Annotated in this window: 17 protein-coding genes and 1 tRNA gene; 7 read left to right on the forward strand and 11 right to left on the reverse strand. The window is 64.5% G+C overall.

Annotated elements, in window-relative coordinates; translation table 11 throughout:
- The first annotated feature begins 147 nt into the window (after positions 1–147).
- Positions 148–2,484 (forward strand): ribonucleoside-triphosphate reductase, adenosylcobalamin-dependent, encoded by a 2,337-nt coding sequence (nrdJ, locus tag QZ189_RS03515; protein WP_296416543.1) that lies wholly within the window; start codon positions 148–150, stop codon positions 2,482–2,484.
- A gap of 107 nt (positions 2,485–2,591) precedes the next feature.
- Positions 2,592–2,789: a hypothetical protein gene (locus QZ189_RS03520; RefSeq protein WP_010317545.1), complete on the forward strand. Its 198-nt coding sequence runs from the start codon at positions 2,592–2,594 to the stop codon at positions 2,787–2,789.
- A gap of 5 nt (positions 2,790–2,794) precedes the next feature.
- Here the strand turns inward: QZ189_RS03520 and QZ189_RS03525 are convergent, their stop codons facing one another.
- On the reverse strand, positions 2,795–2,965 hold the full coding sequence (locus QZ189_RS03525; protein ID WP_010317547.1) for a hypothetical protein: 171 nt from the start codon (positions 2,963–2,965) through the stop codon (positions 2,795–2,797).
- 127 nt (positions 2,966–3,092) lie between these two features.
- Here QZ189_RS03525 and QZ189_RS03530 point away from each other — a divergent pair.
- The 3 genes from QZ189_RS03530 (at position 3,093) to QZ189_RS03540 (ending at position 3,984) form a co-directional block, all read left to right on the forward strand.
- Positions 3,093–3,177 (forward strand) — tRNA-Ser (locus tag QZ189_RS03530).
- 225 nt (positions 3,178–3,402) lie between these two features.
- Positions 3,403–3,594, forward strand: a complete 192-nt coding sequence (locus QZ189_RS03535) for a hypothetical protein (RefSeq protein WP_010317549.1) — start codon at positions 3,403–3,405, stop codon at positions 3,592–3,594.
- A gap of 42 nt (positions 3,595–3,636) precedes the next feature.
- Positions 3,637–3,984 carry a hypothetical protein gene (locus tag QZ189_RS03540; RefSeq protein WP_296416534.1) on the forward strand — a complete coding sequence of 116 codons (348 nt, stop codon included), beginning with the start codon at positions 3,637–3,639 and terminating at the stop codon, positions 3,982–3,984.
- Between the two features lie 139 nt (positions 3,985–4,123).
- Here QZ189_RS03540 and QZ189_RS03545 read toward each other — a convergent pair whose 3' ends face one another.
- The 5 genes from QZ189_RS03545 to QZ189_RS03565 form a co-directional block, all read right to left on the reverse strand.
- Complete coding sequence (locus QZ189_RS03545; RefSeq protein ID WP_296416535.1) at positions 4,124–5,146, reverse strand: linear amide C-N hydrolase; 1,023 nt, start codon at positions 5,144–5,146, stop codon at positions 4,124–4,126.
- A gap of 61 nt (positions 5,147–5,207) precedes the next feature.
- The gene (locus QZ189_RS03550) at positions 5,208–5,582 is read right to left on the reverse strand and encodes a hypothetical protein (RefSeq protein WP_296416536.1); all 375 of its coding nucleotides are present in this window, start codon (positions 5,580–5,582) and stop codon (positions 5,208–5,210) included.
- Positions 5,579–5,827 carry a hypothetical protein gene (locus QZ189_RS03555; protein ID WP_247478808.1) on the reverse strand — a complete coding sequence of 83 codons (249 nt, stop codon included), beginning with the start codon at positions 5,825–5,827 and terminating at the stop codon, positions 5,579–5,581. Before QZ189_RS03555 ends, QZ189_RS03550 begins: the two co-directional genes overlap by 4 nt.
- Before the next feature lie 36 nt (positions 5,828–5,863).
- Positions 5,864–6,460 (reverse strand): DUF4335 domain-containing protein, encoded by a 597-nt coding sequence (locus QZ189_RS03560; protein ID WP_247478810.1) that lies wholly within the window; start codon positions 6,458–6,460, stop codon positions 5,864–5,866.
- 8 nt (positions 6,461–6,468) lie between these two features.
- A complete protein-coding gene (locus QZ189_RS03565) occupies positions 6,469–7,005 on the reverse strand; it encodes a DUF3038 domain-containing protein (RefSeq protein WP_247478812.1) in 537 nt (178 codons plus the stop codon).
- A gap of 39 nt (positions 7,006–7,044) precedes the next feature.
- Here QZ189_RS03565 and QZ189_RS03570 point away from each other — a divergent pair, with 39 nt between their 5' ends.
- A complete protein-coding gene (locus tag QZ189_RS03570) occupies positions 7,045–7,569 on the forward strand; it encodes an adenine phosphoribosyltransferase (protein WP_010317566.1) in 525 nt (174 codons plus the stop codon).
- A 4-nt stretch (positions 7,570–7,573) separates the two neighbouring features.
- Here the strand turns inward: QZ189_RS03570 and QZ189_RS03575 are convergent, their stop codons facing one another.
- From QZ189_RS03575 to dapB, 5 genes are all read right to left on the reverse strand, one after another.
- Complete coding sequence (locus QZ189_RS03575) at positions 7,574–7,786, reverse strand: DUF2949 domain-containing protein (protein WP_010317567.1); 213 nt, start codon at positions 7,784–7,786, stop codon at positions 7,574–7,576.
- Between the two features lie 13 nt (positions 7,787–7,799).
- Entirely contained in the window at positions 7,800–8,966 is a 1,167-nt protein-coding gene (locus tag QZ189_RS03580) for an FAD-dependent monooxygenase (protein ID WP_296420960.1), read from the reverse strand.
- Between the two features lie 71 nt (positions 8,967–9,037).
- Positions 9,038–9,292 carry a hypothetical protein gene (locus QZ189_RS03585; RefSeq protein WP_010317569.1) on the reverse strand — a complete coding sequence of 85 codons (255 nt, stop codon included), beginning with the start codon at positions 9,290–9,292 and terminating at the stop codon, positions 9,038–9,040.
- Positions 9,293–9,366: 74 nt separating this feature from the next.
- Positions 9,367–10,014, reverse strand: a complete 648-nt coding sequence (locus tag QZ189_RS03590) for a hypothetical protein (RefSeq protein WP_010317571.1) — start codon at positions 10,012–10,014, stop codon at positions 9,367–9,369.
- Positions 10,015–10,040: 26 nt separating this feature from the next.
- A complete protein-coding gene (gene dapB / locus QZ189_RS03595) occupies positions 10,041–10,895 on the reverse strand; it encodes a 4-hydroxy-tetrahydrodipicolinate reductase (RefSeq protein WP_296420962.1) in 855 nt (284 codons plus the stop codon).
- 156 nt (positions 10,896–11,051) lie between these two features.
- Between dapB and QZ189_RS03600 the strand changes: the two genes are divergently transcribed.
- A partial coding sequence (locus QZ189_RS03600; RefSeq protein WP_296420964.1) for a magnesium chelatase subunit H occupies positions 11,052–14,401 on the forward strand: 3,350 nt, incomplete at its 3' end.

Consider the following 14,401-nt stretch of genomic DNA (forward strand, 5'->3'; position numbering starts at 1 on the left):
AAAATTCCAGATTTGCCACATCCCTGTCCCACAAAGGCCACAGAACGGCACAGAGGGGGATGCACCGCCACTGGTGGCAACGGCTGCTTGCAGACCCCACCAGTGGCGTTAGGGTGCCGGCACGCTTAGAGATCGACGCCCGTGACCGTGTCAGTTCCTGGAGCCAGTGCGGCAAGCAGCACCAGCGCCCTGAACAGCCCCAGACCTGACTTTCCGGCCACTGCGCCGGCGGCCAACCCCGTCTTCTACCGGACCTACAGCCGCAAAACACCGAGCGGCCGCGAGAGCTGGAACGAAGTAGCCGAGCGCAACCTCTCTGGCCTGCGCAAACTCGGCAACCTCAATGATCAGGAAGTCGCCCTGCTGCGCCGGATGCAGCAGGAGCAAAAAGCTCTGCCTTCCGGACGCTGGCTGTGGATCGGCGGTACTCCCTGGATTGAACAGGAGAACAACTTCTCCGGTTCCTACAACTGCACCTCCACCAACCTGGTGGATTGGGAAGCCTTCGGTCTGATGATGGACCTGGCGATGATGGGCTGCGGCACCGGCGCCATCATTGAGCCCCACCTGATTGATCGCCTCCCCGCCGTCCGCAACACCATCAAGGTGACGGGCGTCAGCGACATCGGTGTCACACCGGCCGGCCAGCGCCAAGACAACACGACCCACCAGATCAACGGTCAGACCGTTCAGGTCAAGGTTGGCGACACCCGACGCGGTTGGGTCGACAGCTATCAGCTCCTGCTCGAGCTCTGCAGCGACGAGCGCTTCGATGCCAACACCCCGATCGAAGTCAGCGTTGACCTCTCCGACGTGCGGCCCGTCGGCGAAACCCTGAAGGGCTTCGGCGGCATGGCCAACCCCGTCAAGCTCAAGGACCTCTACGGCCGCGTTGCCCAAATCCTGAACAAGGCCCAGGGCCGTCGACTCACCTCGGTCGAGTGCTGCCTGCTGATTGACGAGGCCGCGGTCACCATCGTCGCGGGCAACATCCGCCGCAGCGCCGGCATGCGCCAGTTCAGCGCTGATGACAGCGCCGCCTCAAACGCCAAGGACAACCTCTGGCAGCAGGACAGCGATGGCAACTGGCGCATCGACCCCGAGCGCGATGCCCTGCGCATGGCGAACCACACCCGGGTCTTCCACACCCGGCCGGACCGCCAGACCGTTCTCGAGGCGGTGACCAAGCAGTTCCACTCCGGCGAAGGTGCGATTCAGTTCGCCCCTGAGGCCATCGCCCGCTCCAACGCCGACCTGCTCTCCACCCCTGAGCTGCGCAAGGAGTTCATCGACGTCTACTGCGATCAAGGCCGGGAAGAGGCCGCCCGCTGGCTGACCACCAACCACCCCGAGATCAGCGCAGAAGAGCTCGAGCATCGCCTGGGGCGCTACGGCCTGAACCCCTGCGGCGAGATCCTGGGCGCCGACTTCCACTGCAACCTCGCTGAGATTCACCTCAACCGGATCGACCCCGACGATCTGGTGGCCCAGGAAGAAGCCTTCACCGCCGGCGGCCTGGCCGTGGCCTGCCTGCTCAACCACCGCTTTGAGGTGGAGCGCTACCGCCAAAGCCGCGCCTGGGATCCGATCGTTGGCGTGAGCTTCACCGGCCTGTTCGACTTCTTCGTGCATGCCTTCGGCACCCCCTGGCTGACCTGGTGGGAAGCCGGTCGCCCGGACAGCGAGGAAGGCCGGGCCTTCAAGGCCAAGGAAGCGGAGTACCTCAGCCGTTGGAAAGAGATCGTCAACAAGGCCGTTTGGGACTACTGCGATCGCCACGGCCTGCGCCGTCCCAACCGCTGCACCACGGTCCAGCCCGCCGGCACCAAGAGCCTGCTCACCGGTGCCTCCCCCGGCTGGCACCCCCCCAAGGCCCAGCGCTTCATCCGCCGGATCACCTTCCGCAAGAACGACCCGGTCGCCCTGGCCTGCATGGACTACGGCTACTCGATCGTTCCGTCCCAGTCCGACAAGGACGAAGAGGGTCGCCTGCTCGATGACGCCTTCGATCCCCGCTGCACCGAATGGCTGGTGGAAATCCCCACCGAGGTGAGCTGGGCGAACATCCCCGGCGCCGATGCCGTCGAGATCAACAACTTCTCGGCCATGGCCCAGTTCGACTTCTACATGCAGGTGCAGCAGCACTACACCGCCCACAACACCTCAGCGACGGTGGAGTTCCGCGAGAACGAGATCGAACCGCTAACCGATGCGATCCACGCCGCGATCGACAACGGCCAGGGCTACATCTCAGCCGCGCTGCTGGCCCGCTTCGACGCCAACGCCACCTTCCCGCGTCTGCCCTTTGAGCCGATCAACCAGGACACCTACGAAGAACTCCAGGCCGCCGTGGTCAGCCGCCGCAGCACCAACGACTTCTTCGAAGCCCTGCAGCGCTACGACGGTGGTGAACTGATGGAGGCCGGTCCCGCGGGCTGCGACTCCGATAAGTGCCTGCTGCCGCTGGCCAAACCTGAGAACTAGGCGCTCACCAGCGCCTAGAGCCGCCTCCTGCTGGGGGGCGGCTTTTTTGTGGGCAGCCACAGCAAGCCACTGCGCTACTTAACATTCGTTCACACAGTTTGATCCGCGTGACAGCCCCCACTTCTCTGTCCCTGGAATCCAACTTCGAACTCGAGCGGATCAAGCGCTCGATCGATGCGATGGACGACCTCGAGCTGCTCAAGCACCTCGCCAAGCAGATGGCCGAGATGATGCACGCCCAAAAACACGTCACCAAACAATTGCTGAACCCCAGGCAGCGCCAAAGCTTCGGCTTCGAGGCCTGAGCCCCTCAGCCAGGAGTCGCAGCCGACAGCAGGTCCAGGGCGACGGCGACCTGCTCAAGCAACTCGCAGCAACGCTCGTACTGGTGATCCGGGCTGAGACTGACCGGCAGGGTCTCAATCATGTCGGCCAGCTCACGGGTGCGCACGGCCAGCAGGTTGGTGGACAGAACGGCCATGGATCAGACGACCTCTCGGTCGCCGCGCTCTAAACCAACCATGTCAATCCGTCTCGGCTATCTCATTCCTGAGATCAGCGAGTTGGGCGGGGCCATGGAACAATGAGGAGGACCCAAGGTCGTCCCTGGAGGGGTGGTCGAGTGGTTGATGGCTCTGGTCTTGAAAACCAGCGAAGTGAAAGCTTCCGTGGGTTCGAATCCCACCCCCTCCGCTTTTCCAACCAGCCTGAAGGACTCGCTCTTCCTGGCTGCCCAACGAGAGAAAACTCGCATCTTGCCGCCGTCACGAGGCCGTGCAAGTGAGATCAGACAATCTCAAGATTTCAGTCACGGGGGCCAACAGAGGCCAAGGCCGTGACAACCGCCGAAACCGCAACATCGGGCACACTTCTGAGCGGCCAGGCTCGCTTCGATGGTGTTCCAGCGAACACTCTCCCGTGCGCTACGAACCTGGCACCAGCGAATGCCGCGTCCTGATCAACAGCAAGGATCAGATCGAAACCATGCTCTTGACCTTGAGCAAGTTGGAGAACACCGAGGCCATTCGGGAGCAACTGCGCTCGGTCCACGCCCAACTGGAGGCGCTGCACGATCAGGTGCGTGAACAGCGCAGTTCCGTTCCTGCCTGAGCATTGCTCTAATCGAGGTAGACCTTCACCTCGGCCGCTGCCATGGCAGCTGTTCCCTCCGCCAGCCGACTGCTGATCCTGCTGACCTTGCTCAGTGGGATCGGTGGAGCCAGCGCGGCCCAGGAGCTTGGCCTCATCCCGCAGCAACCCATCGAGCAGGCCGACAGCAGCTTGCAACGCAATGGCTGGACGCCGCTGCGTGGACTCGCGCCAGAACCGATGGACCGGCAGCTCGCTGGCAACCGGCTCAAAAGCCTGAGTGCCTGCTCAGGGACTGGCCAGGGCTTTTGCCGCTACGACTACCAACGCGGAGCCGAAACCCTGGCGGTCATCACTGTTCCTGGTCCGGCGGCCCAAGGAGTAGTGCTGCAATGGTTTCAGGGGCGATGATGCCCCAGCGAGCGGACAGCACCTGTGTTTGAAAACGACAAGCGTCCAGCCTGGCTGAATTGGTTGTTCCTGGGGATCTTCCTGTACTCCAGCTGGCAGCTAGCTGGCTTCTGGTTCCAGCAACTGCACGGCGGTTGAGTCAGGACCGGTTCAGACGTTCGGAGACATCACCCGTGAGTTCGGGGGACTGCACGTCGAGGCGGCGCATGGCTCCGCCGCCGCCGAAGTTCAAACGCTTGAGTTCCACCCAGATCGGATAGGGGTTTCGGGCCAACTGGAAGGCGTAACTGCCTTCATCGAGGTTGGCGATGACCGTCCAGAGCGTCACCCAGCTGTCCTCCGCCTGACCGCCGGAGTAGTCCTCAGCCCCCGCCGGAACAGCGACGTTTTTCATCACGCCGTAGAGGTTGCCCTCCGCCTCCGCGGCGGAGCTGGCCTTCGGCAGGGTGCTCAGGAAGGTCGAAGCCCGCACAAAGCGGGAGGCGGGATCGACATCACCAGGCAAGGGAAGGTCCCCGCCGAACGGGCGGTAACGCTTGAGATTGTTCAACTGCCAGGCCAGCGGCGGCTCATTGGTCATCACCCGCGTCTGGTTGCCCTGATGGACCACCATTCGCCCAGCGATGAACTCCACCACAGCCGAACGCCCGCTGCGGTCAGCCAAGGAGAGATGCAGCCCCCAATCGCGATCAAGAATGCGGTCCGAGACGACCTGAACCTGGGCTAACCCCGCGATCGCCTCCTCGACGGTGGCGAACTGATCCAGCACGAATTCCGCCATCCGCAGATTGGAGATAACGGGCTTGCCGCTGCTTGGCGAGCCGTAATCGCTACCCGAGAGGTAGAGGAGATTGACGTTGAGCCCCCGTTCATTCAGGCCATCGGCAAGCACCGTGCCGACACTCATCACCCCGACGCTGCCGTGCTTCACCCGCCAGCGCTTGGCGTTGGCCACCGAAGCGCTGACCAATCCACCAGCCTCCAGACCACGGGGCCGCAGCACCAGAGCCGCCTGGTCGTCGAGGTAGAGATCCATCGTCCGCCCCACAACCACGGCCTGACCGTTGCTGTTGGAGAGCACACGGCTACAGGACTGCGCGGCCTGCGGACTCAGGGCCCCCAGCAGCAGCAGAGCCAAGGGCCAAACACGGGAGGTCTTCATCGGGGCCAACCGATCAGAGCGGTCTCCACAGGATGAAGAGAACGGAGCCGGAGAACAACGCCTAACGGCGTTGAGCCGGAGCCACCACCGCCCGCACGAAGCGCACCAGTCCACCCAGCAAACACAACAGAGCCAGCAGAGCCAACCCGCCCAACAGCAGCACCCCCAACAGTTGAAGCACCCCCATCAACAACTGAGAGAGGCCGCCAATCAGATGGGCCAGGGCCGTGCTCACGAGCAGCAGGCTGTCGAGATCAATCAGCTGCGGCAACTGGAGCAACAGCACCAGCAGGCCGACCCCGCCGGCCATCATCAAGAGCGCCTCCAGGATCAGCCGCGGACGGCGCTTGCCCTTGCGTTTGCGGAACACCGGACGCTGACGCTCTGCAGCGCCCGCTCGGCTTGCCACCACCCGCAAACGCCGTTGCCGTGTCATGACTCCAACTGGTGTCCAGCCCCGCGCATCCAGCGCTCAAATTCGATCAAGACCAACTCATTGGGGCAATCCACCAGGCTCAGGTCGCCCACCGTGCAATCCCCCTGGCCGCCGTGATGCAAAGAGATGTGGAAGTCAGGACCACTGAGACCACACACTTCCGGATCGCTGCGAACCACCACATCCAGGCTGGCGCCCAGCCGGGTGACACGACGACGCAATTCCGACCAGCTCAATGCGCTCATCGCAGTACTGCAAGTGTGGGGTGATTCAAATGGACGTCAACCGCCCTTGGCCGGCGGTGCCAGCTCGGGGGCAGTCTGCGGGGCGGGCTTCGGCGTCGGCAGCATGGCGATCAGGGCGGCGCTGATCGCGAAAGCCGCAACACCGGCCAGCGGAGCCGCAATGCGCCGCAGTAGGGGTTGGCGGTGGCGCAACTCCTTGCGAGCCAGGGGCACCAAGGGGGGGGCTTCAAACGGAAGCGCCAAACGGGCATCCAAACGGAGCTGATCGAGGCAGCGCACCAGGTCCGCGAGCTCGGCGTCATCCAACCGCAGGGTCAAGGGCGGCGTGTTGGGCTGGCTGCTGCGCAACTCCAGCTGGTGGCAGCCATCGCCTGGAGCAATCGCCACTGGGGCGTCTGCTTCCCCGAAGGCCTTGGGGACGCCACTGAGGAGATGGCGGGCGTAGGGAATCACAGCCGTGAGCAACGCCTGCAGGTGCTCGCGCTTGCCCTCCAGTTCGGTCTGGCCCGCCAGGCCCATCGTGAAGCCGGTGAGGATGCCAATGGTGCTGGAGTCCTGGCCAGCGGAGAGATCCGGCAAGCCCTCAACGATCAGGCGGCAGCTGGTCTGTTCGTAGCGCGTGGTGAGTTTCATCTCAGTGATCAAACAGCCGCATCAAGAAGGCTCGCCCGCAGGCGCTCAAAACCGCCCTCCCCAGCGCAGAGCGCCATGGATTGCACCAATTCACGGCTCAAGGCAGGACCCTCCTGGGGATCGAGCAGGCGCTGGACCCCGCCCCGCCGCGGGTTCAGGCGCTCCAGCACCAGCTCCCTCAGGCGGGAGCGAAAGAGATCCCAACGCTGGGCATTCAGATCCGGCGGCTCAGCGGAGGAGAGCAGGGTCCGCAGCATCGGGTAGAGCCGCTCGGAGAGGGCGGTGAGGATGCGAATCAAGGCATCCGTCTCCTCGGGCTTCAGCGAGGCCCGGCGGGTGTTGCGTCGCAGTGGATTGGTGCAGCGGCGTTTCCAGAGCTCAACGCGGTTGGGGAAGAGGTCCGTGAAACCCATCTCCTCACTCAGCCAGACCATCGCCTCACCGCCATTGAGATCCAGCGCCTCGGCGCAGAGGAGCATCAAATCGAGGCGCTCAATGCCGCGGCGGGACAACGGGGTTTGCACGCTCGCAGGGGCTTGGGCCATGGCTGCGATACTGCCAGCACTGGCGCTGATTCGTCGACCATGGGCAGCATCAATCTGCGTCAACTGGTCCGAGAGATTCCCGACTTTCCCCAGCCCGGGATCCTCTTTCGCGACATCATCCCGCTGATGCGCCAGCCGGACGCCTGGCAGGAAGTCATGCGCCAGCTCGGTGAGGTCTGCGACCGGCTTCAGCCCGATTTGATTGTTGGCATCGAATCCCGCGGCTTCATCGTCGGCACCGCCCTGGCCACCGCCAAGACCATTGGCTTCAGCCCGGTTCGCAAACCCGGCAAGTTGCCCGGTCAGGTCATCGGCGTCGACTACAGCCTCGAGTACGGCACGGACCGCCTCGAGATCGTCCCCGATGGTTTTGAGAACAACCCCCGGGTGCTGATCGTGGATGACCTGCTGGCCACCGGCGGCACTGCAGCGGCCTGCGCTGAACTGGTTCAACAGGTGGGCGGTCAGCTGGTGGGTTTCTCCTTTGTGGTGGAACTGGCCGACCTCGGCGGTCAACGCAAACTCCCCTCAGGAGTGCCCGTGGACTCCCTGATCGTCTACTGAGGAGCTACAGATGCAGGTCCTGCCACTGCAGGACCTGATCGAGCTGCTCCAGGCTGATCAAGCCAAAGCGCCAGAGCACCACCGGCAGGGGAGCCTGCTCCAGTTGCGACTGCTTCAGCCCCAGCCCCAGGGCGTTCTCGCTTAATCCCAGGCTGTTGCGCAAAAAGCGCAGCAGCTCCGGATGGGGGGCGGGTTGTGGCGAGGTGCAGATCACCATGCCGCCATCCTGATCAGGTCCGCCAGAGGCGGCAAGGTCCTTCACTCATCGCCCGCAGGCTGAGCTGACGCATCCAGCCAAAGCGGCCGAGGGCCAGAAGCGCCAGACGGCGCACGGGCAGCAACGGCGCAAACCGATTGGAGAACAAGCGCACCAGGGCATCGGTGGCGAGCAGCACCAGGGCGATGTCGAGGACGCGGGAACGCCCGTAGGCCCCAGGAAGGGCGCTCGGCCGCAGACGGCCCGTGGCGCAGCGGCTGGCCAAGCGATGGAGCTGATCGACATCGCGCCAGCAGAGGTTCAGGCCCTGTCCGCCGACCGGGTGGCAGCGATGGGCCACCTCACCGATGGCAACCGTGCCGCGGCGGGCCAAGGGCCAGGCCAGCTCCAGAGCAACGGGGAAGGCCCGGGGTTGATCCAGCAGCACCTCGGCCTGCAGCTCCTCCGGCAGGGCGCCGCTGAGGGCATCGAGGAAGGCAACCGCATCGAGCTGCTCCAGCTGGCGCAGACGCGAAAGCGGCGCACTCCAAACCAGCTGGAACGCGTCTCCGCCCAAGGGAAGAACCGCAAAGGGCCCCTCCGGGCGAAACAGCTCCCAGGCCTGATCTGGGGCGGAGCCGCGCAGACGCACCTGCACCGTCAGACAGCCCTGTCGATAGGGCAGGGCCCATTGGCTGATGCCGGCAGCCTGGCGGGTGGGGGAGCGATGGCCATCGGCCGCCACCACCAAATCCACCCCCAGGGGAGAGGGCACCGGAGTCAGCCCAAGGCGCGAGTGGATCGACGCCTGGTGCTGCACCGCCTCCAGCAGCACTCCCATCAAATCTTGGTGCTGCAGGATCCAGCCCACGGGCTGATCGCCCCCAAGCCAAGGGAGATCAGCTGCTGTGAAGGGAACCTGCAGGTGCGTGGCCCGATCACAGAGTTCCAGGCGGCGAAAGGGCGCCAGGGCCGGCAGCAAGGCATCCCACAGTCCAAGCCGTTGCAACAAGCTCTGGCTGGAATGGGTCAGGGCGTAGGCCCGGTTGCGTTCCCGCAATGCCGCAGCTGTGAGGGGATCGCAGAGCTCCACCTGCCAGCCCGCATCCGCCAGGGCCAAGGCGCTCAGCGTCCCGGTCGGGCCGGCGCCATTCACCCGAGCGCGCAGGGTTTGGGGCGATGTGGCGCTGCGCTGGGGCACGGAAGAAACGGCACAAAAAAACCGCAGCACGATTCTGTGCTGCGGCCTCGTTGAGATGAATTAGGGAGCGATCAGCCCAGACCCAGCAGACCGTGGGTGAAGGACTCACCACCGAGGGCAATCTCAGTGGCCAGCAGGGCGATAAAGCCGAGCATGGCCATACGGCCGTTCAGCTTCTCGGCGCGGTCGTGGAAACCCCAGCCGCTCTCGACGTCCACCACTTCCATGCGGGGCTCGGTGGCGAAGGCGTTCAGGCGACCGCCGTCCTCTTCGGTCACGGTGGCGCCGCGGATCACTGCGGGGGCGGAAGGATTGGCCTGGGTCATTGCGCTTCTCATCTGGACGTAACAGAACTGTAACGCAATATTGCGCGATGTAACAAGCCCCCGTTTGCCTGGCCTCAGCGCAGGCGCATCAGGCAGAGCTCCTCAAAGGCCGGACGCAGCAGAAAGGGGTACTCACCAACCCAAAGCTTCAGCTGGGGCAGCCAGGCATCACTGAGGGCACCCACCCGAGAAAAGTCCTTGCGCTCACTCAGCACCAGACAACGAACGACCGCGCCACGGCGAATCTGCTTGTGCTTTTTGTCGTAGGGGAAGCGGATGCTGCCGAGGTAACCGTCCTCGTCCTCCAGCTCCAGGCAGAGCCAGGTGCGGCGGTTCTCAACGGTTTCCAGGCGCCCTTGCTTGTCGGTGGTCTCCTGGCGGCCCTCCACCAATTCCTTGGTGTACAGGTCAGCCACCTCCCCCTCGAAGATGGCGGCAGCTGGGTAGCGGCGGAGCGTCGCGTTCTTGCGGCTGGCCTCAACGATCGGCCCCCACAGCACATAGAGAAGGAAGATGAACCCCACCATCAGCAGGATCGGTGAGGCCTGACTGTTGATCGCCACTCCTTGGCTGATCAACAGGCTGATCACCCCGCCGATCACCGAAATAAAGACCCGCTGCAGCAGCTTCTGGGGACTGCCACTGCAGAAGTTGAACTGAGGGCCAGTGGCCACCGCGGGGATCAGACGCGGCAGCTCACCGGAGCGAAGCGGGATGAGCATGCCGACAGTGTCTGCTGCTGGAGGGATTAGAGCAAGCGCTCCAGCCCGTAAACCAGGCCATCGAGCTGCCGGACCTTGCGGGCCGTCAGCAGGACGCCGGGCATGTAGGCCGACCGATCGATCGTGTCGTGGCGCAACGTATAGGTCTCGCCGGGCGCGCCAAACATCACCTCTTGATGGGCCACCAGGCCGGGTAGACGGATGGAGTGCAGCCGCAGGCCACTCTCCCGCTGACCGCCCCGGCAACCGGAGAGTGTTTCGTGCTCCTCCACCTGAAGCGGGTTGAAGCTCTTACCGAGTTCCTCCATGAGCTCGGCGGTCTTGATGCAGGTGCCGCTCGGCGCATCAGCCTTGCGGTTGTGGTGCAGCTCGGTGAGCTCCGCAAAGTCATAGAAGCGGGCTGCCGCGGCTGCGGCCTGCTGCAGCAGCACCATGCCCACAGAAAAGTTGGGGATGACGGCACCGCCGACGGAGGCCTTGGCGGCGAATTGGGCCAGCTCGCCCAGCTGCTCAGGGCTGAGGCCCGTGGTGCCAATCACGGGATGGACGCCGTAGGCGATGGCGGCACGGGTGTGCTCGTAAACCACTGAAGGGTGCGTGAAATCCACCAAAACCGCCCCCTGACCCGGCCCGTCATTGCGGACGGCCTGACTGGCTTGGCAGAGGGTTCCTTCGAAATCAGAGGTGATCGCGACCTCCAGTTCACCGAGGCCGAGCTCCAGACCCACATCGGCCCCTTCCTTGCCTGGGGTGGTGTCCACCGCACCCACCAATTGGCAGTCGGGCGCCGCCACGACGGTCTTGATCACCTCCGCTCCCATCCGGCCCAAGGCGCCGGCCACCACAACGGAGATGGGCTTGCTGGCGGCAGCCTGGGTCATGGGGGAGCGCAAGACGATCGCCCGAGCCTATGTCGCCCCTTAACACGAGTCGCAGAGTCCAGAGAACCCCCCGAAACTCCTGTTACAGGAGGGAAGAACCCTCGCGCAGACAGCGCACTCCTTCGTAGGCTTCTTCACATTGCTCAATCAGCGCGAATGTTCACGCAGGTCCGCTCCGCCTCCCGCCGCGTCAGCCCTGCGGAGGTGAACGGCCGTGCCGTGATGAAGGCCGTCTACGTGGTGCTGGAGCCGCAGTACCAAAACGCGCTGACCCAGGCCGCCACCTCCCTGAACGACCAGAACGGTCCCCTGGCGGTTGATCTCAGCGGCTATTTGATTGAAGAGCTGCGCGATCCCCAGAACTATGCGGACTTCTGCGCGGACATCGCTGAAGCCGACGTTTTCATCGCCTCGCTGATCTTCATTGAGGATCTGGCCCAGAAGGTCGTCGATGCCGTCGCACCGCACCGCGACCGCCTCAAGGCGGCTGTGGTCTTCCCCTCCATGCCGGAGGTGATGCGCCTGAACAAGCTGGGCACCTTCTCCATGGCCCAGCTTGGCCAGAGCAAGTCGGCCATCGCCGGCTTCATGAAAAAGCGCAAGGAGGCCGGCGGCGCTGGCTTCCAGGACGCGATGTTGAAGCTGCTCAACACCCTCCCGACGGTGTTGAAGTACCTGCCGGTGGAGAAGGCCCAGGACGCCCGCTCCTTCATGCTCAGCTTCCAGTACTGGCTGGGCGGAACCCCGGACAATCTCCGGAACTTCCTGTTGATGCTGGCGGACAAGTACGTCTTCCCCCGCAGCAGCGACAACCGCCCCGAGATCCAGGTGGCCGACCCCGAGGTCTTCCCCGATCTGGGGATCTGGCACCCCCTGGCCCCCTCGATGTTCGAGGACCTCAAGGAGTACCTCAACTGGAATGCCAGCCGCCAGGACCTGAGCGAGAAAGCGCGCAAGGGCCCCGTCATTGGCCTGGTGCTGCAACGCAGCCACATCGTCACCGGTGATGAAGCCCACTACGTGGCGGTCATCCAGGAGATGGAGTACCGCGGCGCGACGGTCATCCCCGTCTTCTGCGGCGGCCTGGACTTCACCAAACCGGTCAACGCCTTCTTCTATGACCCGCTGAACCCCGACCAGCCCCTGGTGGACGGCGTGGTCTCCCTGACCGGTTTCGCCCTGGTGGGCGGCCCGGCCCGTCAGGACCACCCCAAGGCCATTGAGGTGCTCAAGAAGCTCAATCGCCCCTACATGGTGGCGCTGCCTTTGGTCTTCCAAACCACCCAGGAGTGGGAAGAGAGCGACCTGGGTCTGCACCCGGTTCAGGTGGCCCTGCAGATCGCCATCCCCGAACTCGATGGCGCGATCGAGCCGATCGTGCTCTCCGGCCGCGACGACGCCACCGGCAAGGCCCACACCCTGCAGGACCGGGTGGATGCCATCGCTGAGCGGGCCATCCGCTGGGCTTCCCTGCGGGTCAAGCCGCGCCCTGAGAAGAAGCTGGCGATCACCGTCTTCAGCTTCCCCCCCGACAAGGGCAACGTCGGTACGGCGGCCTACCTCGATGTCTTCGGCTCCATCCACCGCGTGATGGAGGAGATGCGCGCGAAGGGCTACGACGTCAGTGGCCTGCCCCGCACCTCCAAGGAGTTGATGGAAGCGGTGCTCCAGGACCCCGAGGCCCTCGAGGGTGCACCGGAGCTGGCCATCGCCCACCGCATGAGCGTCGAGGAGTACGAGCGCCTCACCCCCTATTCCGAACGGCTGGAGGAGAACTGGGGCAAGCCCCCCGGCAACCTCAACAGCGACGGCACCAACCTGCTGATCTTTGGTCGCCACTTCGGCAACGTCTTTGTCGGCGTTCAGCCCACCTTTGGCTACGAGGGTGATCCGATGCGGCTGCTCTACTCCCGTAGTGCCAGCCCCCACCACGGCTTTGCCGCTTACTACACCTATCTCGAGAAGGTCTGGGGCGCCGACGCCGTCCTGCACTTCGGCACCCACGGCTCCCTGGAGTTCATGCCCGGAAAGCAGATGGGCATGAGCGAGACCTGTTACCCCGACTCGCTGATCGGCGCCCTGCCGAACCTCTACTACTACGCCGCCAACAACCCCTCGGAAGCCACCATCGCCAAACGGCGCGGCTACGCCGAGACCATCTCCTACCTGACCCCCCCTGCGGAGAACGCCGGCCTCTACAAGGGGCTCAAGGAGCTGGGTGAGCTGGTGGGCTCCTACCAGCAGCTGCGCGAAAGCTCCCGGGGTATCCAAATCGTCAACGCCGTTGTCGAGACCGCCCGTCAGTGCAACCTCGACAAGGACGTCGAGCTGCCCGAGGTGGATGCCTCTGAGCTGGACCTCGACGGACGCGATGGCGTGGTTGGCGCGGTCTACCGCCAGCTGATGGAGATCGAGAGCCGTCTGCTGCCCTGCGGTCTGCACACCATCGGCAAGCCCCCCACCGCCGAAGAGGCGATCGCCACCTTGGTGAACATCGCTGCACTGGAGCGCGAGGAAGAGGGCATTCGCTCCCTGCCTGGCCTGCTGGCCGAGAGCAAGGGCCGCACGATCGCCGAGGTCTACCAGGGCAACGACGACGGTGTGCTCGCCGATGTGGAGCTCAACCGCGTCATCACCGAGACCTCCCGTGCCGCCATCGGCGCCATGGTCAAGGCCGTGACCGGCAGCGACGGGCGAGTCACCCTGCGCCGCAACTTCGACTGGTTCTTCAACCTGCTGGAGCAATTCGGCTTCAAGCTCCCCAGCCCTTGGCTGAGTGCCTGCCGCAGCGCCGGATTCCCCGACGTAGACCAGGCCGAACTCGAGACCCTGTTCAAGTACCTGCAGTTCTGCCTCGAGCAGGTCTGCGCCGACCTTGAAATGGAGAGCCTGCTGAAGGCCCTCGACGGCGAGTACGTCCTGCCAGGACCCGGCGGCGATCCGATCCGCAACCCCAATGTGCTGCCCAGCGGCAAGAACCTGCACGCCCTCGACCCCCAGGCCATTCCCACCCGGGCAGCCGTCGCGGCAGCCAAGGTGGTGGTGGATCGCCTGATCGAGCGCCAGAAGGAAGAGCAGGGCACCTGGCCCGAAACCATCGCCTGCGTGCTCTGGGGCACCGACAACATCAAGACCTACGGCGAGTCCCTGGCCCAGATCCTCTGGTTCATCGGTGCCCGTCCGGTGCCCGATTCCCTGGGCCGGGTGAACAAGCTGGAGCTGATTCCGCTGGAAGACCTGGGCCGTCCCCGCGTCGATGTGGTGGTGAACTGCAGTGGCGTCTTCCGCGACCTGTTCATCAACCAAATGGCCTTGATCGACCAGGGCGTGAAGATGGCCGCCGAGGCCGATGAGCCCCTGGAGATGAACTTCGTGCGCAAGCACGCCCAGGAGCAAGCGGAAAAAGAAGGCATCTCCCTGCGGGATGCGGCCACCCGGGTGTTCTCGAACGCCAGCGGCAGCTACAGCTCCAACGTCAACCTGGCGGTGGAGAACAGCACCTGGGA

The organism is Vulcanococcus sp. CPBay_Sum15L08_68, from assembly GCF_017855895.1.
Taxonomy (GTDB): Bacteria; Cyanobacteriota; Cyanobacteriia; order PCC-6307; family Cyanobiaceae; genus Vulcanococcus.